This window comes from Algoriphagus antarcticus (assembly GCF_002150685.1).
GTDB lineage: Bacteria > Bacteroidota > Bacteroidia > Cytophagales > Cyclobacteriaceae > Algoriphagus > Algoriphagus antarcticus.
Genome location: NZ_MSSW01000004.1, coordinates 20,118 through 43,822, shown reverse-complemented (window position 1 = coordinate 43,822; position 23,705 = coordinate 20,118). Strand labels below are relative to the sequence as shown.

The following is a 23,705-nucleotide window of genomic DNA, read 5'->3' as shown; positions in this document are numbered from 1 at the left end:
ATGCGATAATATTGAAAGAATCGAACTATTTTTAGTAATGAGATCACACTTCAAAAGAACAATTGCTACACTTTCACTCCTCACATTTTTTGCTTTTTTGCCAATTGGCTGTGACATATTTTGCAGAAATTCCTGTGGCTGTGATGGTTCTCCTCCAATTAAGCGTTTTGAAGTTTTGTCATTTGATGTTCAAACAATCGATGATAATGGACAGGAGCAGGATTCGGATGTTTCCTACCCCTTTAACCAGATTTTCAAAGGCATATTTGTAGGAGACACAAACTATCTGTCTCAAACAGTAGGGAGTAAAATTTCAATACCGGGAGTCGCATTCGCGTGTGATCCGATTCCACCCTATGCAGTTCAGCAATTAACCTCGATTAAAATAGTTAATATCGAAGAGGTTCAAATGTCAGATGGATCAATTCTTTCGATTGGACAAGACATCAGCGAATACTTTGGTATTAAAAGGAATTCCAGCTATTCGCTGTCGCCGATAACAACATTTTTGGATGGAAGATTTAGGATTTACCAATACGAGAATTTAAAAATAGGCTGGTTAAACGAGCCGAAAACTGAATTAAAATTGAAGTTTAATATTCAGCTAGTTTTAGATACTGAGGAAGAGTTTAACTTCAATGGAGAGAAACTTTTTATACGTTAACCGGCATAAAGGTAAAACATGACAAAAATCTTCTTTATTTTTCTTTAGATTCATTCCAAATAGTTCTATTTTTGCATTAGGTCAAAAGACCAGTATAACTATATGTTCATAAAAGCTGATTCAATACCTGTCACCCGCGCAGCAATTATCCAAGAAATCTTAGATTCTCCGTTGAAAATCAACTTGATGGAACTTGGGTTTTTACCCGGAAAAACGATCACTCTCCATCATTCTGCCCCATTGGGAGGCCCTATGGCTTTCAAACTTGATGAAACCATTCTTGCCTTACGAAAAAACGAAGCTTCTCTCATTGAAGTACAATTGCTCTGAATTTCATGCCTGAGTCCACTACGCCTTCCCTAGTCAAATCACCAAAGGTTGCCATCATAGGAAATCCGAACGTTGGAAAATCTACCATCTTCAACCAACTCACTGGACTGAACCAAAAAATCGGTAACTATCCTGGCGTAACAGTTGATAAAAAGACGGGATGGATGCAATACCACGGAAGCAGTTATGAAATCATTGATCTTCCTGGCACTTATAGTCTTTATCCAAATTCTGAAGACGAAGTCATTGCTCACCGCGTATTGAATCAGCTGAGCGATGAGGAACGACCCGAATTCGTCTTAATGGTAATCGATTCTTGTCAGCTTTCCCGTGGTCTGTTTTTGGCGACTCAGCTGATAGATTTGGGACTTAATCTGGCCCTAGTACTAAACATGGCTGATATAGCCACCAGAAAGAATATCGCGATCAAAAGCTTTGAAATATTCAAAGCACTAGGCGTCCCAATTTTGAGCACTGATGCCAGAGGAGAGAAAGGATTGGATCAAATTCGTGAGTTAATTCACCAACAAAATTTCAGTAAAAAATCATCTTTCATCAACGTCGAGGAGGTAGTTGATGCTAGTTTGCTTGATGAAGTAAAAGATAAATTCCAGCTTTCCAATTCATATCAAGCTTACCAGATGCTTCGATTTGGAGAAAAAGACAAAACATTTTCTTTAGAGGATCGAAACTGGATAAAGACTAAGCTAGCTGAAAGCAACTTTGACTTGGATAAAGCTCAGCTTGAGGAAACAAAGATCCGGTATAGAAAAATCACTTCGATAGTTGAAAAAGCTGTCATAAAAACACCAGATGTAAAACAGGAGTCGGGAATAGATAAAATCTTCCTGCACCCTGTTTTCGGATATCTGATTTTTGGAGGTATTCTCCTTATTATATTTCAGGCAATTTTTGCATGGGCATCCGTTCCGATGGATCTGATTGATGGATTCTTTGCTGAGTTTGCAGGGTGGGTTTCCGATGCCCTGCCAGACGGACCCTTTTCCGATTTGATATCTGAAGGTATTATCCCGGGAATTGGTGGTGTGGTGATTTTCATACCTCAGATTGCTATGCTTTTTGGATTTCTGGCAATTTTGGAAGATACTGGTTACATGTCAAGAGTTGTGTTTCTGATGGATCGTTGGATGCGTCCCTTCGGGCTGCATGGCAAAAGTATTGTTCCGCTTGTTTCCGGTGTGGCATGTGCGATTCCGGGTGTGATGGCTGCCAGAAATATTGGAAATTGGAAGGAAAAAATCATCACCATCATGGTAACTCCTCTGATGAGTTGCTCAGCACGTTTGCCAGTATATGTGATTCTGATTGGATTAGTCGTTCCAAATGAGAGAATATTTGGCTTTGTGAACCTACAAGCACTTACGCTGCTTTCGCTTTATTTATTAGGTGTAATCGGTGTATTATTCACGGCACTACTGCTAAAAAGCATTTTGAAAACCGAGGAGAAAAGCTTCCTCATGGTGGAGCTACCTACCTACCGTGCCCCACGATGGCTGGATGTTTTGATGACCATGTACAACAAGTCCAAAACATTCGTCTTCGAAGCAGGAAAAGTGATCCTTGCCATTTCAGTTATCCTATGGGTATTGGCTTCCTATGGCCCACCTGAGAGAATGGATGCTATCAGAGCAGAAAGTGAAGTGAAACTTGCTCAAGCTTCTCCCGAGGAAATCCCTGTTATCGTAAATGAGACTTCTTCCCTTCTACTGGAAAACTCATTTATTGGAATCATGGGGAGATCAATCGAGCCAGTGATCAGACCTTTGGGCTACGACTGGAAAATAGGAATTGCGTTGATAGCTTCATTTGCAGCTCGGGAAGTTTTCGTATCTACGATAGCTACAATATATAGCATAGGTTCAGATACGGAAGACGAACTCACGATTCGGGAGAAACTCAATCAGCAAATCAATCCTATCACAGGAGACAAAGTCTATAATACAGCCACGGCATTTTCTCTTATGGTGTTTTATGCGTTTGCCATGCAGTGTATGAGTACGCTTGCTGTAGTCTATAGGGAAACTAAAGGCTGGAAATGGCCGTTGATTCAGACAGTGTACATGACAGCGTTAGCATATGTTTCTGCGCTTCTGGTCTATCAAATTTTATCGTAAAAATTATGTGGCAGGAAATTCTAGTTGGATTAATCGTTTTAGCAGCATTGGCTTATTTGGTGAAAAAATTTTTCTTCAAATCAAAGTCCGAAGCTGGCTGTGACAAATGTGCCAAACCCTGAATTCCAATTTTAATAATTTCTTATTACTAGTTTTTTGATACTTTTAAGCTCATGGGCAAAGTAGCCAAGCAGAGCATTCAAACCACCATTTTTTCATACCTGGGAGTTGTCATAGGTTATGTCAATGTACTTTGGCTTTACCCTTATGCACTAGACGCATCTCAGTTAGGCACTTTCCGTACGATTCAAGATCTAGGACTACTATTCGTTCCTTTCGCGCAATTGGGAGTTGGTCATGGCATCACACGCTTTTTCCCTCAACTCAAATCCAACCAATCTGCATTTTTGAGTTACGGCCTGGTCTTATCTCTTGCAGGTTTTGCTTTAGTGAGCACAATTTTCTTAGGATTCAAAAATCAAATCATCGATCTATTTGCGGTCAATTCACCTGAAGTGATTGACTTTTTTGGGGTAGTTCTGCTGATCACCTTATTCGCTTTATTGAGTAGCGTTCTAGATGCGTATAGCCGATCGTTTTTGAAAGTAGCCGTGCCTACCCTCGTCCGAGAAGTATTTCTTCGCTTACTCACAGGCATTCTGGTCGGATCTTATTTGCTTCAGTGGATCACTTTCCCTCAGGTAATGCAGGGGTTAATAGCAGTGTATGGATTCGCTTTGCTGGGAGTTTTGGTCTATTTGCTTTGGCTAGGAGTCTTAAAATTTGATTTCCGCTGGAATAACTTCCCAAAAGGTTTTCGAACATCTTTCATCCAGTTCAGCTTGATTACCTTCCTAGCTACAGCAGCTTCGACCTTGATCATGAAGATCGACAGTATCATGGTGAGCTCCATGATCAGTCTTGAAGCAAATGCTATTTACACGATTGCTTTTAGCATGGCGCTAGTGATAGAATTGCCAAGAAGAGCGATTTCACAAGTGGTGATGCCCGTCATAGCAGATCACTTTGCAAAAGGAAATCATGAGGAAATCAACAGGCTATATAAGCAGATTTCTAATCGTCAACTTTATATCTGTTTACTCCTTTTTATAGGACTCTGGTCAAACCTAGATGCCTTGTATTACTTCATCCCCAATCGTGAAATCTACGAGGCTGGCAAGCATGTGGTCATCTTGATAGGACTGGGAAAACTCTTCGATGTAATGTTCTCAGTAAACGGCGAAATTCTAGTTTTCTCCAAGCATTACCGCTTTAATCTGATCGCTACTATCGGAATGAGTATTTTAATAATTGGATTGAATTACCTGCTTATCCCCATTTATGGAATCGATGGGGCTGCAATGGCTTCTGTTGCCGTAATGTTTTTATTCAATCTGGTGAAATATTTATTCCTCAAAATCAAACTGGGTTTCGATCCCTTTTCTACAGAAACGGTGAAGATAATCTTCGTAGGATTTATGGCTTTCACTCCTGGCTACCTTAATTTCTTTTCTCTTTCACCACTTCCAAATATTCTTGTTACCAGCCTTTTGGTATTTGGTACCTACCTGTTTTTCTCAAGATTGCTGGGTGTGGGTACGGAAGAATGGGAATGGGTAAAAAATAGAATAAAAAAATCCGGGTCTTAGAGTGTTGCAAACCTCCTACTTGACAAGATTTGAGCTGCCTGTTAACCGCAAACTTCCACTGTTATCCTGCCTTTTGAAGGGCGAGGTCCCGATAAGGATCGGGATGAGGCCTGTTTTTGGGAAGAGCTTCACTCGGTAAATTTGTAATTTGTGAAGTTTGAACATGTCGGCGACCCGGACAGTGCAAATATACGATTTATTACACGACAGGTTGGCGAATTCGCAGGATGATTCCGATAATGCAATGAGAAGACAACGAAAAACCGTGGACTTCAAGAGCTTATATCAGAATATTATTTCAGATCAATCCATAATTCAAACCGTTAAAACCTTTGATAAGATGAAAAATAGATTTATTCGAAATTATATTTCACCTACTATCAAAATTTTTACTGCTTTTACTTGTAAATTTGAATTCCTAAAACCGTTGGCGCTTTATGTATTTGATTAAAAAAATGGTCGTTTGCTTAGATCAAACTTCATTGGATCAAACTCTGGTTCAGCATGCAGCATTTATTGCTCAGGTCAATCAAACCAAAAAAATCTACTTCGTAAATGTGATTAAGAACCTCAGCATCCCAAAAGAGGTGCTGGAGGAATTTCCGAACTTAGTGGAAAACATGGTCAATGAAAGACAGGAGGCCATGGAATTGACAGTCAAAGAGCACTTCAATAATCCGAAAGGAATTTCTTTGAACTACATCGTAAAAGAAGGTTCTCTGTCCAAAAAAATATTGAAGCTTGCCGAGGAGAAATCTGCCGATATGATCCTCATTGGTAGAAAAGTACACCTTCCCGGTACTGGAGTTGCTTCTTCAAGACTCGCCAGACGGGCTAGCTGCTCGCTACTCATTGTGCCGGAAGGCTCTGAGACCAAAATGCAACGCTTATTGGTACCAAGTGATTTTTCTGATTACTCCAAAGATGCCATGGAAGAGGCTATCATGATTGCTGAAAAGCATGGCGGACTTGAAATTGTTTGCCAGAATGTCTTCACCGTTCCATCCGGTTATCACTACACAGGAAAGAGTTACGAGGAATTTACCCAGATCATGCGTATGCATGCGGAGATTAATTACAAAAAATTCATCCGTAAAATAGACACCAAAGGGAATAAAATCACCCCTGTCTATACCCAAGATCTGAACGATGACCCAGTAGAGGAGATAGTAGCTAAGGCCAAAGAAATCGGTGCAGATGGAATTATCATAGGAGCAAAAGGACGTACCGCCGCCACTGCGCTTTTCATAGGTAGCATGGCTGAGCGATTGATTCAGTACAATGATAGCATTCCGCTTTTGGTAACAAGACCAAAAGGCAAGAATGCAGGAATTCTAGATTACATCCTCGAAATCTAACAGTCAACTATTTTCAAGAATTATTTTTTCAACTGAAAATCAAGACTTAAGAGGTCTTTTTTCCTCACCCTATAAACCCTTTTCTATAAATTGGGTCTAAAAGGCGAATGAAGAAAAACGGTGATCAGGAAATCCTCCAACTCATCCAAGATCCCAAAACCAGGGACATGGGTTTCAGGCAGCTAATCCTGGCTTACCAAAAGCGAGTATATCATGTCATCAGGCGAATGGTTTTGATTCATGAAGATGCGGATGACATCACCCAAAACACGTTCATCAAGGCGCATCAATACATCGACAAGTTTCAAGGGCAATCCAGTCTTTTCACCTGGCTATATAGAATTGCGACTAATGAATCTCTGAGTTTCCTGGAAAAGAAGAAAAAACGATACTTCTTTTCTATTGACGATCATCGGGAGAAAATGGAATCATACATAGACCAACCAGGAAATATAGATGGAGACGAAATTCAGCGTTTACTCCAAAAAGCTTTGCTGACATTGCCCGATAAACAAAGACTCGTGTTCCATCTGAAATATCAGGAAGAACTTACCTATGAGCAAATGTCTGAAATTACCGGTACCAGCGTAGGCGCGCTCAAGGCCAGTTATCACCATGCTGTGAAAAAAATTGAACATTCCTTATCCAAAGAATAAACTATTGTCCATCTACCAAGTCTAAACTTATACCATGCAAAAACTTCCGAAAATTCAGGATTTCAAAGCTCCGGACGATTATTTCGATCATCTTCCAGAAGACATAATGGATAAGATCAAGCCTCAAAGATCTATCTACTGGATGAAATATGCTGCAGCTGCGGCTATACTGGTGGTAAGTTTGGGAATCTGGCAGTACAATGCTTCCGATACACAGTTTGAGACACTATCTATGGATGAAGAGGTCGATCTCTACATTGAAAGTCAATACTGGACTGCTGAGGACGTGCTCAGTATGGTAGATAACCCCGAAGAAATCCTGGATCAAATCATTGCAGAAGAAATGATGTACGAAGTAGATGTGGTGAATGAAAATGATCAAAACTGGTATCCATTATGAAAAAATATACACTTATAGCGCTCCTGTTTTTTGTGGCGATCGGGACTACCGTAGCCCAACGAACAGAAGAAAGATATGACCGTGAAAAATTAGAAGCGGCAAGAGTAGCTTTTATCACTACTAGATTGGATCTAAAACCAGAGCAGGCACAGAAATTCTGGCCGATTTTCAACGTCTACAATGATGCAAGGGAAAAAAACCTCAAAGAAATGTCTATGCTGGGCAGAGTAAAAGATGCTCAATTATCAGAAGAAGAAGCAAAATCAAGAATCACCAGAAAATTCGAAATAGAAAGAAAAATGATCATAGACGAAGAGATGTTTGTCAAGGATCTATCCAATGTAATAAGCTACAATCAAATCATCCAGCTTAATGGATTGTCTAGGGAATTTGCCAGACACATATACCAAAGACGAAGGGATGATGATAAGAAATAAAAAAAGCGGCCTGTGCCGCTTTTTTTATTTCTTTATTTTTTCAAAAGATCTCTAATTTCTTCTAGCAAAACTTCCGATTTGGTGAGTGCTGGAGGCGGAGGAGTTGGAGCTACTGCTTCTTTCTTCTTTAAGCTATTCAGCGCTTTAACAGCTATGAAAATAACAACTGCAATGATCACAAAATCAACTACATTCTGAATAAAAATACCGTAATTAAGTAGCACAGGCCCTTGTTCTTCCCCAGCTGGCCCTATACTATTTTCTTGTAACACAATCGCCAAATCAGTGAATTCCATCCCACCTAGCAACATCCCTATAGGAGGCATTACCACGTCTTTTACAAAGGAGGAAACAATTTTGCCGAAGGCTCCACCAATAATCACAGCTACAGCCAGATCAATTACATTGCCTTTGATGGCAAACTCTTTAAACTCTTTCAGAAATCCCATAAGTTTTTGGTTAATGGTTGAATTATTTACTGAATATTTTAAAAAAAATCATTCCTTCCAACACACACAACTATTTGCACCTTGATTTAGTTAGGTAAAACTGCAATTGGATAATTATTACCTGTAAAAAGCAGAACTCTACGCCCAGATTTTTCCTTAACATTGCAAGCTTAAATACTCAACAATGCAGGCACCTAAAGCCAAAAAGATAGCTCAGCTCTTAGAAACACATGGTCATCAGCGCACTGACAATTATTATTGGATGCGCGACCGGGAAAACCCCGAGGTCATCGCCTACCTAAATGCTGAGAATGAATACCTGAAAACGAGTTTGAAATCCACTGAAGAATTTCAGGAGAAACTATTTCAGGAAATGAAAGGCAGAATCAAAGAAGACGACGAAAGTGTTCCATATCTAAAATCCGGCTATTACTGGTATGTCAAATACGAAACGGGTGGAGAATATCCTTTGTATTGTCGCAAAAAAGGTAGTTTGGATGCAGCAGAAGAGATATTTCTTGATGTAAATTTGCTTGCAGATGGGAAATCCTATTACCAAGTAGGAGGCACCGCTGCCACTTCAGATCTGAAAACGCTTGCTTTCGCAGCGGACGAAGTCGGAAGAAGAATCTACGAGATTCACTTCAAAGACCTAGAGACTGGTGAGATCCTCGCAGATCACATACCTGCTATCACAGGGAATTTTGCCTGGGCTACAGATAATCAAACGCTTTTTTACTCCAAGCAAGATCCTGACACCCTTCGCTCCTATCAGATCTATTCTCACAGATTGGGTACTTCCACAGCCAATGACCTCTTGATCTATGAGGAAAAAGATGAAGAATTCTCCTGTGTCGTTCATAAAACCAAATCTGAAAAATATATTCTAGTACATTCTGAAAGCACTATTTCTTCGGAAATGAGATTCTTGGATGCATCTAATCCTACAGGAGAATTTACACTACTTCAGGCTAGACTTCCTCATTTGGAATATGCGGCAGATCATTATCAGGATCACTTCTGGATCAGAACGAATCTGGAGGCTCAGAATTTCAAACTGGTAAAAGCTCCAATTTCAACTCCTCAATTAGAGAACTGGGAAGATGTAATTCCTCATAGAGATACGGTTTTACTTGAGGATTTTGATATTTTCTCCAACTTCCTGGTCGTACAAGAGAGAGCAAATGGACTCTGCAAAATCAATATCAAACCTTGGGATGGCACGGCTGGACATTCCTTGGAATTTGACGATGAAACCTACACTGCTTGGATCAGCACCAATCCGGAGTTTGACACTTCGATTTTACGCTTTGGATACAACTCCCTAGTGACTCCTGCAAGTACTTTTGACTACCACATGGTGACCAAAGAGAAAACCTTGCTCAAGCAGCAGGAAATCGTGGGTGGCTATGATGCTTCGGACTATACTTCTGCCAGAATTTGGTCGAAAGCTGCTGACGGACTGATGGTGCCAATTTCGTTGGTTTACAAAATCGATAAATTTTCACCAGACGGATCCAATCCCCTCCTACTCTATTCCTATGGATCGTATGGCTTCAGTATGGATGCGTATTTCTCCAGCAGTCGTTTGAGCTTATTGGACAGAGGATTCGTCTTTGCGATAGCACATATCCGTGGCGGCGAAGACCTTGGCAGAATATGGTACGAGGATGGGAAAATGCTGAAAAAGCGTAACACCTTCACCGATTACATTACCTGTGCAGAGCATCTGATCGGTGAAAAATACACTTCGCCCGAGCATCTATATGCCATGGGAGGAAGTGCTGGAGGATTATTAATGGGAGCTGTCATGAACTTACGTCCGGATTTATTCAATGGACTGATTGCAGCAGTACCCTTTGTCGATGTGGTGACTACCATGCTGGATGAAAGTATTCCGCTGACGACAGGAGAATTTCAGGAATGGGGCAATCCTAAGGATAAAGAGTATTACGAATACATGCTGTCCTATTCTCCCTATGACAATGTGGAAGCCAAAGACTATCCAAATCTACTGATCACTTCCGGACTGCATGATAGCCAAGTTCAGTATTGGGAGCCTACCAAATGGGTGGCAAAACTAAGAGAACTGAAAACTGATTCTAAACTTCTTTTCCTCCACACCAATATGGATGCAGGACACGGAGGCGCTTCAGGAAGATTTAATTCTCTCAAAGAAATGGCACTGGAATATACTTTCCTTTTCTATTTGGAGAAATTAATTTGAACTAGACACTAAGACACCTTTAAATAAACAATGCCGAGGCTTCAGGGAAAGAATTTTTCCTAACTTTGACACGAACCTATTACCCTATACCAGATGAAAATTGCTCTTATAGCCCATGATGGCAAAAAAGCTGACATGGTTCATTTTTTAAGTGGATTCCGCGAAAGACTTCTCCAAGCAGATGTGGACTTGGTAGCAACTGGCACTACAGGTTCACATATCGAAAAAGCAGGATTTGAAGTTCAAAAATTACTCTCAGGGCCAATTGGGGGTGATGCTCAGATTGCGGCTATGGCAGCACAGAAAGAACTCGCAATGGTTGTTTTCTTTCGAGACCCTCTTGACAAGCATCCGCATGAACCGGATGTGCAGATGCTGATGAGGATATGTGATGTACACAATATCCCATTGGCAACCAACCCGGCTTCGGCCGCACTTATGTTTAAAGCCTTTACTCAAACCTAAAAATGGAACCTAAAACCATTAAAAAAATTGGTGTTCTTACTTCCGGAGGTGACTCCCCAGGCATGAACGCTGCGATCCGTGCCGTAGTCCGAGCAGGATTGTACTATGATATAGAAATGTATGGAATCTACCGTGGATATGAGGGTATGATCCAAAACGATATCAAAAAATTGGAATCCAAACATATCACCCATGTACTTGAGCGTGGTGGTACTTTCCTGAAGTCTGCCAGAAGTGCAGAATTCCGTACTACTGAGGGTCGTCAAACTGCCTATAAAAACCTTATATCTCATGGTATAGATGCCATAGTAGTGATCGGAGGAGATGGTTCTTTGACTGGAGCTCACTTATTCTACAAGGAATTTGGAATTCCGGCTATAGGACTTCCCGGGACAATTGACAATGACCTTTCCGGCACAGATTCTACCATCGGTTTTGATACGGCTTGTAATACCGCCATCGAGGCCATCGACAAGATCCGTGACACAGCCACTTCACATGATAGACTTTTCTTCGTGGAAGTAATGGGCAGAGATGCGGGATTTATTGCAATCAATGCAGGGATAGGAAGTGCCGCAGCGGCTATCTTGATTCCTGAGAAAAAAATGCCAATTGAGCATTTGGTAGATAAGCTGAGAATCAGAACCAAAGCGAAAAAAGCTTCCAATATCGTGATAGTGGCGGAAGGAGGAAAAAGTGGTGGGGCCACAGAAATCGCTGCATTGGTGAAAAAGCACCTTCCTTACTACGATATAAAAGTAACTATTCTAGGACACCTGCAACGCGGCGGGTCTCCAAGTTCTTTCGACCGTCTACTTGCTTCCAAACTAGGCGTAGCAGCCGTAGAAGGTCTGCTTCAGGGCAAATACGATGTGATGGCAGGATTGATCAATAACAAAGTAGTATATACCCCGATCAAAAAAGCCATCGTCGATGATAAGACAGTGGATGAGGATGATTTCCGTGTAGCAAAAATCCTATCAACCTAATTACTATTTAACCTTTGAGGTTTTCAAAACCTCGAAGGTTTTTACTTTTTGACGCTTATGACCTTTGAATCCTGATGAAATATCAGGGTTCGAAGGTCTTTTCGGTTATCATCCTCTTATCGTGTCTACTTTCTCTTCAGCACAACGATCTTTTCCAAGGGTTGCACCCATGGCTCCGCCGCGCCTGTGCGCCGTGGCTTAGCGGACAAGTTATTTATGGTTCGATCCCCGCCACGGCGGGCTGGCATTTCAGAATTATAGATTGAAATTTTCTTGCCTTGGGGAAAAAAGAGAATCAAAGGTGCGATTGCCCAGTTAAACCGAAAACCACGAAGTGGTCAAACCATGAATAGCCCCCGGTACCCCAGTATAGCTATCGGGGCGGGGATATATAAAATCGATGACGAGAGCATGGCAACCTATTCTCATATTCTTTACTTCCCCAGTACTACACTAGAATTTTTACCAAGTGTAATTTTATTTTGATTGGACTCCACTTCTCCCATTGAAAAAACTTCTTTTTCAAAACCTGCGGGAATATTGATCTCCACTGCCTCTGATCCTACATTATGAAAAACAACCAGCTCTTGCTCGCCACTTTTTCTGAGATAGACCATAATAGGTTTTGGATAGGTTTCTGATAACAATTCCAGCGAACCAATTGCCAAGGCCGGATAAGAATTTCTGAGATTGATCAGGGTTTTGTAATGATTGAAAAAACTATCCGGATTATCGCGTTGTAAGGCAAGCGGCGTCACCGTGCCATCAGTGGAATATTTCGCTTCTATCCATTGGGTACGTGCACTGTCTTTTTCGGCCACATCCCAAAGAAAAGGCTCACGGATATGCTCATCTGGCTTGAGTCCAAGCATCCCGATTTCCTCTCCATAATAGATATACGGTGCTCCCGGCATCGTCAGGAGAATTGCACTAGCTTGCTTATACCGCTGAGGATCCGAACCCAGCTCATTGAGCAAGCGCGGCTGATCATGGTTGGAAGAAATGGTGGCATCTATGAAAGTCGGGGTGATTCCCTGATAGAAGTCGATGATTTCTTTCTGCTTAGTCACCAGAAGCATACCATCTTCCTGATTCAACGCCTTGATTAGGGTATAGTGAAAATCAAAATTGAAAAGTGCAGGTAAACCGGGTAAATAGGGAGCGACAATTTCCTTTTTGTCATACACCTCTCCTACTAAGTAAACGTCTGATTTGATGCTCTCCATTTCTGCACGGAACTCCTTCCAGAAATCATGATTATCCAATGGTCGGTCATCTGGAAAAATATGCTTTGCTGCATCCAAGCGAAAACCATCTACTCCAAATTCCTCCAGCCAAAACCTCCCTATATCGTAGATCTCTTGGCGAACTTTTGGGTTATCAAAATTCAAATCCGGCATCCCCCCATAGAAAAAACCATAGTAAAAATCCTCACCCATTCCCGGGTCATGCCACTGCTGGATATTGTCACTGTCAAGTGTGATTACTTTCTTGTTTAGAAAATCAGCAATGGTATCTTTTTGTGCCCAAACATAGTAATCACGGTATGGATTTTCCCGCCCTTTTTTAGCTTCCAAAAACCAGGGATGCTCATTGCTGGTGTGATTGATGATGAGATCGATCACAATTTTGATGTCTCGCTTGTGAGCTTCTGCGATTAGATTTTTGAAATCTTCCATCGTCCCATAATCCGGATGAATGGCTTTGTAGTCAGTCACATCATATTTATGATAGCTGGGAGAAGACATAAGAGGCATAAACCAAATCGCATTCGCTCCTAATTCATTTACATAGTCCAGCTTTTGGGTCACACCATTCAGATCACCAATCCCGTCTCCATTACTGTCATAGAACGACTGCACAAAAATCTCATATGTCACTCCTGCTTGTGGCCAATAATTTTTCACTTCGGGTGAATTACCAAATTCACAAGCGGAAAGTATAGCCAAACTTGATATCGCAACTAATTGAAGGTTTTTCATAAAATTAGAATTGGTATGGAAAAGAAAAAGTCACCTGCTTAAGTGACTTTTTCTTCAATGGTGGTAGTGTAAATTAATTTCTGTTTACAGCATTAAGCATGTCAAATGCAAGCTCAAGACGCTTCACGAAGTTCTCTTCGCCTTTGCGCAACCAGTTTCTTGGATCGTAATATTTCTTATTAGGGCTATCAGTTCCTTTTGGACTACCTAGTTGAGTCTGTAGGTATGCCTCATTCTTCTTGTAGTTATTCAAGATACCTTCCCAGAATGCCCATTGCATATCCGTATCGATATTCATCTTGATAGATCCGTAGCTATTGGCTTCTCTGATCTCCTCTACGGTAGATCCAGACCCACCGTGAAACACGAAGTTCAACGGCTTTCCTGTCAAACCATGTTTTTCTTTGATGAAATCCTGAGAGTTCTTCAAGATGATTGGCTTCAAGCTTACGTTTCCTGGCTTGTACACTCCGTGAACGTTACCGAAAGCAGCAGCAATGGTAAATAGATCACCGATTTCTTTCAAGTGCTCATAAGCATAAGCCACTTCCTCAGGCTGAGTATAAAGCTTAGAAGAATCGATATCCGTGTTATCCACGCCATCTTCCTCACCGCCTGTCACGCCAAGTTCTATTTCGATAGCCATTTCTAGCTTTTCAAATTCCTTGAAGTAGTTGCAGGAGATCTCCACGTTTTCTTCCAATGGCTCTTCAGAAAGATCCAGCATGTGTGAGCTATACAATGGTCTTTTGTGCGTAGCATAATATGCCTTACCAGCATCCAAAAGTCCGTCGATCCAAGGCAATAATTTCTTAGCAGCGTGATCTGTGTGCAAAATAACCGGAACTCCGTATGCTTCAGCCATTAAGTGCACATGATGCGCACCAGAGATGCCACCAGCGATACTTGCCTGCTGTTTGTCGTTAGCTAGAGATTTTCCAGCAAAAAATTGTGCTCCACCATTTGAGAACTGGATGATGACTGGCGAATTCAGCTTCTTGGCTGTTTCCAAGACTGCATTCACCGAGTTGGTGTTGATCACATTCACTGCCGGCATAGCGAACTCATTCTCTTTTGCGTAAGCATAAAGATCTCTGAGCTCTTCACCGTATTTTACTCCAGGTTTAAATTTCATAGGTATATAGATTTGATTAATTCTTAATAAAGCGCTTAAAAAGCACTCTTTTCGTGTCGTAAGCTTCAAAGATATAAATCCCTGCCTGAATATTCCTTACATCCAATTCTAAAATTTCACTTCCATTTGCGGAATTCCCCTCCTTCAATATCCTTCCGGTCATATCTATTATGCGATAATTTGCCCCCCTCATTTCGATAGGAAGCTGTATTGTTAATCGCCCTTGAGTGGGAATGGGATAGATAATAAAAGCATCATCTGGAACAATTTCCTTAGGGATTTCTGTCACAAAATCCATCTGAAGTATACCTTCCAGCGGCTTTTCCAATTTCTTGTCGGTGAAAAGATAAAACTCACTCGATCTGAAACTGAAATTCACCGTGTTGCTGCTCACCACCAATTCCTCTCCGGTGAAGTAATTGTACCAAGTGCCAGTTTTCGGGAAACTTACGGGGACATTTGCTGCAGTTGAAAGGCCAAAATTCCCATGCATGACAACATCTATAGACTCGCTTTCAAGGATAATGGATTTGACAGTTCCGCTCAGTGTCATAGTAGTTTTGTCGGGGTCGCTGAATACTGAATGCTGAGCTTTCAAATCGATCATTTCTTGGTACAGCTGAAATAGTCGCTGCCGCTGTGGATCGTCCAGGTACTGCCATTTGGTAGGTTTGATTCCAAGACGGTCATTATTCAGCTCCTGATCATAGCCAAACTCACCAAATTGCCAGATCATTTTTGCCCCCGGAATTCCAAAATAAAACGCTGTTAAGAGTTGATTTCTATTGACAGCATTTTCCAATTGCTTGAGATTTATAGGAGAAGTCGCACCATATGTCAAAGTTTCCCACATTACCCGCTCCTCGTCATGGCTTTCCTGATAAGCCACCAAATTCGGTTCCTTCCATCCACGGGAGCCGTAATATGCCCAGTTGAAATCCCTGTTTTGACCTTTGGCCATCTCACGGAAATCAAAATTCATATTTCCCCAAAACATCAGACCATAGTCTGCTAATTCTCTCTCTTCACTATTGTCTGCCAAATGCTCCAAGATCACATAGGTTTCTGGATGATTCGTCTTGATTCTATCGTAAATATGTTTCCAAATCTTAATGCGAGAAGCATCATATTGAGACCATTTGCCCACATCAGTACCTGAAACTACTTGGGTAAAACCCTTGCTCAGATCGAATCGGATGCCATCAACTTTGTATTCAGTCAGCCAGTAGTTATTCACTGAATCCACAAAGGCTTGGGTGTAGTTGCTTTCGTGGTTGAAATCATAACCTACATTGAAGGGATGGGTAGCATTTCTATTGAACCAAGGATTATCCGGTGTAGGTGATCCAAATTCTCCATCATTGTAAAGTCTCACCATAGGATTCTGACCAAAAGCATGATTGAGCACTAGGTCCATGATGATCATTATTCCCTTCCCGTGAGCTGCGTCTATCAATTGTTTTAGCTCATTTTTGGTACCATAATATTTGTCTGGTGCAAAGAAAAAGGAAGGATTATAGCCCCAGGAAAGATTGCCTTCAAACTCTCCAACTGGCATCAGCTCGATCGCATTTACTCCCAAATCATGGAGATAATCCAGTCGATCTTCCACTGCTTTGTAGCTTCTTTTGTCATCAAAATCCCGTACTAATAGCTCATAGATCACCAACTCTTCCGGTTCTGGTTTTTCGTATGAAGTGTTTTTCCAGCTAAAGTCATTCTGAGCTGTCTGGAGGTAAGTCGCTTGATACTGGGTTTTGCCAGAGGGATAAGGCTTCAGTCCAGAATATCTTCCTTGGCTGATGATTTCTTGATCATTATCCGGATCTGAAGTTTTGTCAGCATAAGGATCACCTATTCGTATCACTCCATCTACCAGATATTGAAATATGTATTCTTTCTTAGGCGTAAGTCCTGTGATTTTCAACCAAAAAATCTCGCCATCCGGCGTTCTGTTCATTTGATAGGATGGCATTTTAGTCCAATCATTGAAATCGCCAATCACATTCACCAGCTTCTTTCCCGGGGCATTCAGTGCCAAAATCACTTCTGTATCAGACAGGTAATTGATGCCAAGTTTTGCACCTGCAGGAAGTGTTGCAATAGTGGATGGAGCAAAAACCTCAATATCCACAGTTTGGGAATCTTGATTTGAGCCACTGGATGCATCTGCTACCAATTTGTAATTGCCAGCTTGAGAAGCTAGATATGTATAAGAAAGAGATTGAATAGCTGTCCCACTCTTGACTAGAGCGCCATCTAGCTTTAAAGAGATGTCGGCAGAAGGAGCTGAAGTTTCAGCTGTGAAAGTAAAACTTTCGCCTACTTCGAGCGAGACTGAAGAGGAGGCCGGTGAGGTAAATGCAACCTGAAACCCCTGAGCAAGAGTCACGAAAATGTCGCCACCACTACTATTCTTACCTTCTTTGGAGCCATCTGCATTTCTAAAAACCATTCCCAGCCTGTAGATGGTCAGTCCGTTAGGATTGTCAAAAAATGTATTTGGAGTCAATTCATAAGTGTAAAGATTAGCTTGTCCTACCACCTTAGTCATTTTTGCATTTGTGTTGGCGGTCCCCCATGTGAACGGAACTATAGACCAAGTAGTAGAAGCCGCAGATTCTGTCACTGCTCCGATATGGATGTAAATATCACAATTGCAATCTTTTAATCCAGCTGTGCCCTTTGTAGCATCGTAGCTGATTGTCACTTTTCCTGCAGCATTAGGCACAGCTGGCTCGGTGCTTACCTGCGAAAATGCCCCATTGGAACAAAATAACAGCAGGAGGATGCTTAAAAATGATAGTTGAGTTTTCATGGCTGTTAATTTGTAAGGACTGGGTTGAACGTAAAAGTCCAAGCCAGAAAAATTTAACTTAGTTAAAAAGATTTTTTGGCAATTAATCTTAGGTAAGCGTAAAGGACTCTTCACTTGGGATATTGAAGTCTAATGTAACCATATAATTACCCGCTTTAGAACCCAGAATAATATCACCTGGCACATACAACAGCGGATATGTTAATATTTTATTTTAAGGTGTGACAGTCTCTCCATAAAGCGGATATAATGGTTGAAATATGGTTGATTTTATTCTAAACTCTACATTAGATGTGATTTCAAGTGTATTGCCATTAGCGATTAATACGTCATTTAGCTTCTTGTTTGCATCTCTATCACATTAGATTTAGAAGATCCAACTCAGCAGCATCAGCAAAAGATGCATCCACAACATCCATCTCCAGGAAATATGTCACTTCTCCTTGTCTTCAGAAATCAGGAGCTAAAATGGAATCTAAGCCTCTAATCATCTGCATTCAGCACGACTGATGATCCTGCTTTAGGATCTGATAAAATAGATCCAGTCTGCCGTATACTTAGTGACATTTTCATAATTTTCACAAATTCATAACGCTGGTATAAATGCGTTCACCCATCCGATTTCTTTAAGTGCATTCAAAATTTGATTTAATTTTCATACAATAATTAAAGTTTTCAGTGCTATAGTTACATTTACCTTTTCTCAAAATATGAGTCAATCTCCAAACATTTTGTATTTCTGATAAATTTTAAAGCTTAGAATATTCTAATACAAGAGCAGCGAAGCTTTAACCACCTAATTTTTTATTGCAAACGTTTGCGTCAACGTTTGCATAAAAAAATATTTTTGTTTACTAAAAGGTTAGAACAATGTTTTAAGTGTTTTCACTACAAAATTGAATAGCTTGCTAGCCGCTGATCTTGCAAATTTTAAAGAAAATTGAATTCTAGGAATAATATAATTTTATGAAAATAGGCCAAGCTACCATAAAAGATATTGCGAGAGAACTCAATCTCTCAGCTTCGACCATCTCCCGTGCACTGAAAGACTACCCGGGAATCAGTAATGAAACCAAGAGAAAAGTAAAGGAAGTAGCCGAGAAAATGAATTATAGACCAAATGCCATTGCATTGTCACTTCGCAAAAGCAGGTCTTTCACCATTGGCGTCATCATCCCTGAAGTAGTACACTTTTTTTTCTCCACAGTCATTAGCGGAATAGAGGAAATCGCCCAATCAAGAGGATACAATGTCATTCTTTCTCAATCCAATGAAAAATTAGAGCGTGAAATTTCAAGTATTGAAACCATGCTTTCTAACCAAATCGATGGGATTCTGGTAAGTTACTCTAAAGAGACAAAGACTTTTGATCACTTCACCAGGGTATTGGATCAGGGATTCCCCATCGTATTTTTTGACCGCGCTCCTGCTATTCCAAATGCGATCAATGTCATGGTGGATGATTACCAGGGTTCCTTTGATGCTACAGCGCATCTGATTAGTCAAGGATATAAAAACATAGTCCACCTTGCTGGCCCGAAAACACTAAAAATAAGTATTGACAGAGAAAATGGCTATAAGGATGCTTTGGAGAAAAATGGCATCCCTGCTAAGCCATCCTATATAATTTCATGTCCATTGGGCACCTTGGAGGAAAGCAAGCAAATGGTATCAGATGTGTTAACTTCCCTTCCAGATCGCCCAGACGCATTTTTTTGCTGCAATGATATAGGAGCCGTTGGGGCCATGATGGCATGCCGGGATGCAGATTTGAAGATTCCTCTGGAAGTGGGAATTGTTGGTTTCAGCGATTGGCAGTTTTGCTCCATGCTACAGCCTCAACTTTCATCTGTTTCGCAGCCTGGATTTTTGATGGGAGCTAGAGCTACGGAGGTGTTACTTGACATAATTGAGAAAAAACTTGATCCTGAAACGATGGAGCGCACCTTAGTTCTGGAGACAAAACTGATGGAAAGGGATTCTTCAAAAAGATTTTAGGAAAAAAGTAGATCTTTTTTACCTGAAAAATGCAAACGTTTGAATAGGCCTCATTTTCAATTCAAGGCACATCGTATTTTTTCCGCAAGCTGCATTCTTGGCTTTCAGTAAATTTCGGATTTTTATGATTCAGTTTTGGTTTTAAATTAGTCTCGCTTATGAAAATATTAGCACAACTTATCCATGACCCAATCCCTAAAACCACTCACCCATACTTATTCTTCTTCACGCTATATTCCTATTGGGAAAATTGAAAAATGGACAAAAACCATTGATGGCTTTTTGGCTGAGAGTGATACAGCTCAGGTTAAAATCAGCGTAATCCGAGAAGGTATTATCAGAATTCAGGCTTCTCGAAATTCATCTTTTGACCCCAACCCCTACTCTATAGTAGCTGAAGCGAATACTGTTAAATTTTCTCTGAAAGAAAAAGATGAATCACTTCATCTCCAGACTTCACTGATTCAGGTACAGTTTGATTTCCAAAATGGAATTTGCTCATTTTTTGATAAAGATGGAGCGCTACTCAATAAGGATGATTCTCTGGGAATTTCCTGGATAGGCACAGAAGTCACTTGCTACAAGGAAATTCAAGCCAGTGAAAAATTTATTGGTCTAGGGGAAAAAACCGGAAATTTGAATCGGATTGGAAGAGCTTATACCAATTGGAATACAGATTATTTTGGATATGGTGTAAATGATGATCCGCTGTATGCGAGCATTCCCTTTTACATAGGATTACTGGACGAAAAAGCCTACGGTATTTACCTTGACAACACCCACAAAAGTGTTTTCAATTTTGGAGCATCTACGAACCGATTCGCTTATTTCAATGCAGAGGATGGAGATATGGACTATTATTTCATCCACCAGCCTAGTGTTTCTCAGATCATCAGCAGCTATGCTGAGTTGACAGGCACAATGAAAATGCCTCCCAAATGGGCTTTGGGTTATCAGCAGTGTCGGTATTCCTACTATCCGGATAAGGAGGTTTTGACCTTGGCTAACACGTTCCGTGACAAAGAAATGCCAGCCGATGTGATCTATTTGGATATTCATCACATGGAGGAGTACAAGGTGTTTACTTTTGACGGAGAGAAATTTTCTGACCCAAGGGGTCTTATTTCTAAACTCAAAGAAAAAGGATTTAGGGTCATAGTAATTTTGGATCCAGGAATCAAAACCGAAGCGGGTTATATACCTTTTGACGAAGGAAAAGCGCAAGGTCTTTTTGTAAACTATCCAGATGGAAAAGAATATATAGCACAGGTCTGGCCGGGCTGGTGTGCTTTTCCCGATTTCACCAATCCCAAAACCCGTACTTGGTGGATGGAGAAAATGGCTTTTTATACTGAAGCTGGAGTAGATGGATTCTGGACTGATATGAACGAGCCCGCTTCTTGGGGGCAGTTTACTCCTAATTTGATCGAGTTTGATTATGACGGAAATACGGCTTCACATCGAAAAGCTCGAAATATCTACGGCATGCAGATGGCCAAAAGCACTCAAGAAGGTTCTGAAGCAAACCTTCCAAACCAGCGTCCATTTGTACTGACAAGATCTGGATTTGCGGGAGTGCAGCGCTATGCAGCCGTCTGGACAGGTGACAATGTCTCCACAGAAGAGCATATGCTTGCAGGTATTCGCCTTGTCAATAGTCTTGGCCTAAGCGGAATTCCTTTCTCAGGCTATGATTTAGGAGGATTTGCTGGGGAAGCGACCAAATCGCTTTATGCCAGATGGATGAGTTTAGGTGCATTTTCACCTCTGTTTCGTGCCCATTCCATGATCAACAGCAATGACTCTGAGCCCTGGGCATTTGGTGAGGAAGTGGAAGAAATCTCCAGATCCTATATGAAGTTGCGGTACAAATTGCTTCCCACTTTGTATAGCAAATTTCGGCAAAGCAGTCAAACAGGGTTACCTATCGCGGCGAGTTTAGCAATAGATTATGCCTATGATCCGCTTGTTTTCCTGCCTGCTTATCAAAACCAATATTTATTCTGCGATTCCTTTCTTATAGCACCAGTAGAAAGCTATAGAGAAATCACGAAAGTATATTTACCAAAAGGCAATTGGTATTACTTTTTCACTGACCAACCTTCCAAAGGCGGTCAGGTTATTTACCAGGATTGTCCCTTGAATAATCTCCCTGTATTCGTCAAAGGAGGCAGTATTCTCGCTTTCCAAAATGACATCGCTCATACTGCTGCAAAAAATGATGGAATCCTTCGAATCCACCTCTATGCAGGGAATGAAGGGAGTGAATATATCCACTACGAGGACGACGGAGTGAGTTTTGATTTTGAGTCTGGAGAATATCATGAGCGAATTTTTACATTCTCTCCAGATGAGCAAAAACTAATGATCAGCGAAGCGACAGGAAATTACTTCAGCCACTTTGATACCCTTAGAATATATCTTCACGGCTTCACGACTGATAAGGTCATTTACGATGAGGAAACTATTAGCTTAAAGCAAAAGAGCTTTGCGTTTTTAGATAAATTGAGTGAGTTTGATCCTTTACCGGATCTGGGCTTTCCACATTTATCCATTCCAAAATTGAAGTACCTAGAAATAACTATCCAGTCAAAAAAAATGGAGATCAGCGGTTTAGTATAACCCATCCACAGCCTATCATTATTTAAATCGCCCAAATGAACCTTATTAAAAAGAAGTTAGATTTCTGGCAAATCTGGAACATGAGTTTCGGTTTTTTGGGTATTCAGTTTGGCTTTGCTTTGCAAGGTGGATTTATGTCCAGAATCTTCCAAACGTTGGGTGCCGACAAAGATGCCATCCCTTTACTATGGATCGCAGCTCCACTTACAGGGTTGCTCGTGCAGCCGATAATCGGCTATTTAAGCGACCGTACCTGGCATCCAAAATTCGGAAGACGCAAGCCCTTCTTTTTTATTGGTGCGGTTTTCAGCACAATAGCTTTATTTTTCGCACCCTATTCCAGTGCACTTTGGATGGCGGCAGGCTCACTGTGGATTTTGGATGCTTCGATCAATGTCAGCATGGAACCATTCCGCGCCTTGGTGGCGGATAAACTTCCAGATTCCCAGCGCTCTTATGGTTTTGTAGTCCAAACCTTGATCATAGGAATTGGCACATGGATCGCCTCAAATCTACCTTGGATGATGACTCAGCTGGGTGTGCCAAATACAGCTCCGGAAGGAATAGTGCCTGATTCTGTCAAATATGCCTTTGCTATTGGAGCGTTTGTTCTTTTCTCTTCTATCCTCTACACCATTCTAAAAACAGAAGAATATCCGCCTGAGGACATGGAAGAATTTGAGCGGGAAAAGGCAGCAAAAGCAGGTGTTTTTTCAGGTATGAAGGAAATATTTCAAAACATTTCTACCATGCCCAATGTGATGAAAAAGCTAGGTTTGGTGCAATTTTTCTCTTGGTTTGCCTTCTTTACGATGTGGAGTTTTGCCACTCCCGCCATCACTGAGCATATCTATGGGGCTACCGACACTAGTTCGGCTGCTTACAATAATGCGGCAGATAGTGTGGGAAATTACCTTGGAACCTATGGCCTGATCTCGATGGTGTACGCCTTGATTCTAACCTTCATTTCCAGCCGAGTCAAGATCAACAGAAGACTAGTCCACATGGGAAGTTTGATAATTGGAGGCCTGGGCTTTATCCTAATCTATTTTATCTCAGAGCCATGGATGCTTCACATTTGTTTTGCCTTGGTAGGAATCGCATGGGCCAGCATCTTATCTATGCCTTATGCGATGCTTTCCAGTTCTGTAGAACCCAAAAAAATGGGGTTATACATGGGTATTTTCAATATGTTCATTGTAATTCCACAGATCATAGCAGCCTTAGGAGGTGTCAATTTTCTTTACAAACTAATTTTCGGCGAAGCCGTGATCAATACTATGCTACTTGCAGGCACCTTGCTCATCATAGCAGGATTCTGTAACCTTCTGATCACAGACAGAAAAGTAACACACGATTAACTTTTTTGGGGATAAATTCGGGATAGCCAG

19 protein-coding genes are annotated in these 23,705 nt (G+C 41.1%); 15 read left to right on the top strand and 4 right to left on the bottom strand.

Features of this window, described 5'->3' with window-relative positions:
- Positions 1–37 precede the first annotated feature (37 nt).
- From BVH04_RS03195 to BVH04_RS03150, 9 genes are all read left to right on the top strand, one after another.
- Positions 38–664, top strand: a complete 627-nt coding sequence (locus BVH04_RS03195) for a hypothetical protein (protein ID WP_140160508.1) — start codon at positions 38–40, stop codon at positions 662–664.
- A gap of 102 nt (positions 665–766) precedes the next feature.
- Positions 767–994, top strand: coding sequence for a FeoA family protein (locus tag BVH04_RS03190; protein WP_086539887.1), 228 nt, complete (start codon positions 767–769; stop codon positions 992–994).
- A 5-nt stretch (positions 995–999) separates the two neighbouring features.
- Positions 1,000–3,129, top strand: coding sequence for a ferrous iron transport protein B (feoB, locus tag BVH04_RS03185; RefSeq protein ID WP_086539886.1), 2,130 nt, complete (start codon positions 1,000–1,002; stop codon positions 3,127–3,129).
- On the top strand, positions 3,051–3,251 hold the full coding sequence (locus BVH04_RS26570; RefSeq protein WP_086539885.1) for a FeoB-associated Cys-rich membrane protein: 201 nt from the start codon (positions 3,051–3,053) through the stop codon (positions 3,249–3,251). The genes feoB and BVH04_RS26570 overlap by 79 nt, the downstream gene beginning before the upstream one ends.
- A gap of 51 nt (positions 3,252–3,302) precedes the next feature.
- The gene (locus tag BVH04_RS03175) at positions 3,303–4,778 is read left to right on the top strand and encodes a lipopolysaccharide biosynthesis protein (RefSeq protein WP_086539884.1); all 1,476 of its coding nucleotides are present in this window, start codon (positions 3,303–3,305) and stop codon (positions 4,776–4,778) included.
- Between the two features lie 437 nt (positions 4,779–5,215).
- Positions 5,216–6,136 carry a universal stress protein gene (locus BVH04_RS03165; RefSeq protein ID WP_086539882.1) on the top strand — a complete coding sequence of 307 codons (921 nt, stop codon included), beginning with the start codon at positions 5,216–5,218 and terminating at the stop codon, positions 6,134–6,136.
- Positions 6,137–6,243: 107 nt separating this feature from the next.
- Entirely contained in the window at positions 6,244–6,792 is a 549-nt protein-coding gene (locus tag BVH04_RS03160; protein WP_086539881.1) for an RNA polymerase sigma factor, read from the top strand.
- 34 nt (positions 6,793–6,826) lie between these two features.
- Positions 6,827–7,192, top strand: coding sequence for a hypothetical protein (locus BVH04_RS03155; protein WP_086539880.1), 366 nt, complete (start codon positions 6,827–6,829; stop codon positions 7,190–7,192).
- Entirely contained in the window at positions 7,189–7,629 is a 441-nt protein-coding gene (locus tag BVH04_RS03150) for a hypothetical protein (protein WP_086539879.1), read from the top strand. Before BVH04_RS03155 ends, BVH04_RS03150 begins: the two co-directional genes overlap by 4 nt.
- A gap of 32 nt (positions 7,630–7,661) precedes the next feature.
- Here BVH04_RS03150 and mscL read toward each other — a convergent pair whose 3' ends face one another.
- Positions 7,662–8,078: a large-conductance mechanosensitive channel protein MscL gene (mscL, locus tag BVH04_RS03145; protein WP_086539878.1), complete on the bottom strand. Its 417-nt coding sequence runs from the start codon at positions 8,076–8,078 to the stop codon at positions 7,662–7,664.
- Between the two features lie 184 nt (positions 8,079–8,262).
- Here mscL and BVH04_RS03140 point away from each other — a divergent pair, with 184 nt between their 5' ends.
- The 3 genes from BVH04_RS03140 (at position 8,263) to pfkA (ending at position 11,759) form a co-directional block, all read left to right on the top strand.
- Positions 8,263–10,305, top strand: a complete 2,043-nt coding sequence (locus tag BVH04_RS03140; RefSeq protein ID WP_086539877.1) for a S9 family peptidase — start codon at positions 8,263–8,265, stop codon at positions 10,303–10,305.
- Between the two features lie 93 nt (positions 10,306–10,398).
- A complete protein-coding gene (locus BVH04_RS03135) occupies positions 10,399–10,770 on the top strand; it encodes a methylglyoxal synthase (protein ID WP_086539876.1) in 372 nt (123 codons plus the stop codon).
- Positions 10,771–10,772: 2 nt separating this feature from the next.
- On the top strand, positions 10,773–11,759 hold the full coding sequence (gene pfkA, locus BVH04_RS03130) for a 6-phosphofructokinase (RefSeq protein WP_086539875.1): 987 nt from the start codon (positions 10,773–10,775) through the stop codon (positions 11,757–11,759).
- Between the two features lie 434 nt (positions 11,760–12,193).
- Here the strand turns inward: pfkA and BVH04_RS03125 are convergent, their stop codons facing one another.
- The 3 genes from BVH04_RS03125 to BVH04_RS03115 all read right to left on the bottom strand — a co-directional run bounded on the left by BVH04_RS03125 (position 12,194) and on the right by BVH04_RS03115 (position 17,694).
- Complete coding sequence (locus BVH04_RS03125; protein WP_086539874.1) at positions 12,194–13,741, bottom strand: alpha-amylase family glycosyl hydrolase; 1,548 nt, start codon at positions 13,739–13,741, stop codon at positions 12,194–12,196.
- 73 nt (positions 13,742–13,814) lie between these two features.
- On the bottom strand, positions 13,815–14,876 hold the full coding sequence (gene fbaA / locus BVH04_RS03120; RefSeq protein WP_086539873.1) for a class II fructose-bisphosphate aldolase: 1,062 nt from the start codon (positions 14,874–14,876) through the stop codon (positions 13,815–13,817).
- 16 nt (positions 14,877–14,892) lie between these two features.
- Complete coding sequence (locus BVH04_RS03115; protein WP_086539872.1) at positions 14,893–17,694, bottom strand: alpha-amylase family glycosyl hydrolase; 2,802 nt, start codon at positions 17,692–17,694, stop codon at positions 14,893–14,895.
- A gap of 966 nt (positions 17,695–18,660) precedes the next feature.
- Here BVH04_RS03115 and BVH04_RS03110 point away from each other — a divergent pair.
- The 3 genes from BVH04_RS03110 to BVH04_RS03100 all read left to right on the top strand — a co-directional run bounded on the left by BVH04_RS03110 (position 18,661) and on the right by BVH04_RS03100 (position 23,675).
- Positions 18,661–19,692 carry a LacI family DNA-binding transcriptional regulator gene (locus BVH04_RS03110; RefSeq protein WP_086539871.1) on the top strand — a complete coding sequence of 344 codons (1,032 nt, stop codon included), beginning with the start codon at positions 18,661–18,663 and terminating at the stop codon, positions 19,690–19,692.
- Positions 19,693–19,875: 183 nt separating this feature from the next.
- Positions 19,876–22,314, top strand: a complete 2,439-nt coding sequence (locus tag BVH04_RS03105; protein ID WP_086539870.1) for a glycoside hydrolase family 31 protein — start codon at positions 19,876–19,878, stop codon at positions 22,312–22,314.
- Positions 22,315–22,349: 35 nt separating this feature from the next.
- On the top strand, positions 22,350–23,675 hold the full coding sequence (locus BVH04_RS03100) for an MFS transporter (protein WP_240510818.1): 1,326 nt from the start codon (positions 22,350–22,352) through the stop codon (positions 23,673–23,675).
- Positions 23,676–23,705: the final 30 nt, after the last annotated feature.

Coding starts and splice junctions, on each gene's coding strand:
- BVH04_RS03195 (WP_140160508.1), top strand. CDS start 38: ATGAGATCACACTTCAAAAGAACAATTGCTACACTTTCACTCCTCACA.
- BVH04_RS03190 (WP_086539887.1), top strand. CDS start 767: ATGTTCATAAAAGCTGATTCAATACCTGTCACCCGCGCAGCAATTATC.
- feoB (WP_086539886.1), top strand. CDS start 1,000: ATGCCTGAGTCCACTACGCCTTCCCTAGTCAAATCACCAAAGGTTGCC.
- BVH04_RS26570 (WP_086539885.1), top strand. CDS start 3,051: ATGGCCGTTGATTCAGACAGTGTACATGACAGCGTTAGCATATGTTTC.
- BVH04_RS03175 (WP_086539884.1), top strand. CDS start 3,303: ATGGGCAAAGTAGCCAAGCAGAGCATTCAAACCACCATTTTTTCATAC.
- BVH04_RS03165 (WP_086539882.1), top strand. CDS start 5,216: ATGTATTTGATTAAAAAAATGGTCGTTTGCTTAGATCAAACTTCATTG.
- BVH04_RS03160 (WP_086539881.1), top strand. CDS start 6,244: ATGAAGAAAAACGGTGATCAGGAAATCCTCCAACTCATCCAAGATCCC.
- BVH04_RS03155 (WP_086539880.1), top strand. CDS start 6,827: ATGCAAAAACTTCCGAAAATTCAGGATTTCAAAGCTCCGGACGATTAT.
- BVH04_RS03150 (WP_086539879.1), top strand. CDS start 7,189: ATGAAAAAATATACACTTATAGCGCTCCTGTTTTTTGTGGCGATCGGG.
- mscL (WP_086539878.1), bottom strand. CDS start 8,078: ATGGGATTTCTGAAAGAGTTTAAAGAGTTTGCCATCAAAGGCAATGTA.
- BVH04_RS03140 (WP_086539877.1), top strand. CDS start 8,263: ATGCAGGCACCTAAAGCCAAAAAGATAGCTCAGCTCTTAGAAACACAT.
- BVH04_RS03135 (WP_086539876.1), top strand. CDS start 10,399: ATGAAAATTGCTCTTATAGCCCATGATGGCAAAAAAGCTGACATGGTT.
- pfkA (WP_086539875.1), top strand. CDS start 10,773: ATGGAACCTAAAACCATTAAAAAAATTGGTGTTCTTACTTCCGGAGGT.
- BVH04_RS03125 (WP_086539874.1), bottom strand. CDS start 13,741: ATGAAAAACCTTCAATTAGTTGCGATATCAAGTTTGGCTATACTTTCC.
- fbaA (WP_086539873.1), bottom strand. CDS start 14,876: ATGAAATTTAAACCTGGAGTAAAATACGGTGAAGAGCTCAGAGATCTT.
- BVH04_RS03115 (WP_086539872.1), bottom strand. CDS start 17,694: ATGAAAACTCAACTATCATTTTTAAGCATCCTCCTGCTGTTATTTTGT.
- BVH04_RS03110 (WP_086539871.1), top strand. CDS start 18,661: ATGAAAATAGGCCAAGCTACCATAAAAGATATTGCGAGAGAACTCAAT.
- BVH04_RS03105 (WP_086539870.1), top strand. CDS start 19,876: ATGACCCAATCCCTAAAACCACTCACCCATACTTATTCTTCTTCACGC.
- BVH04_RS03100 (WP_240510818.1), top strand. CDS start 22,350: ATGAACCTTATTAAAAAGAAGTTAGATTTCTGGCAAATCTGGAACATG.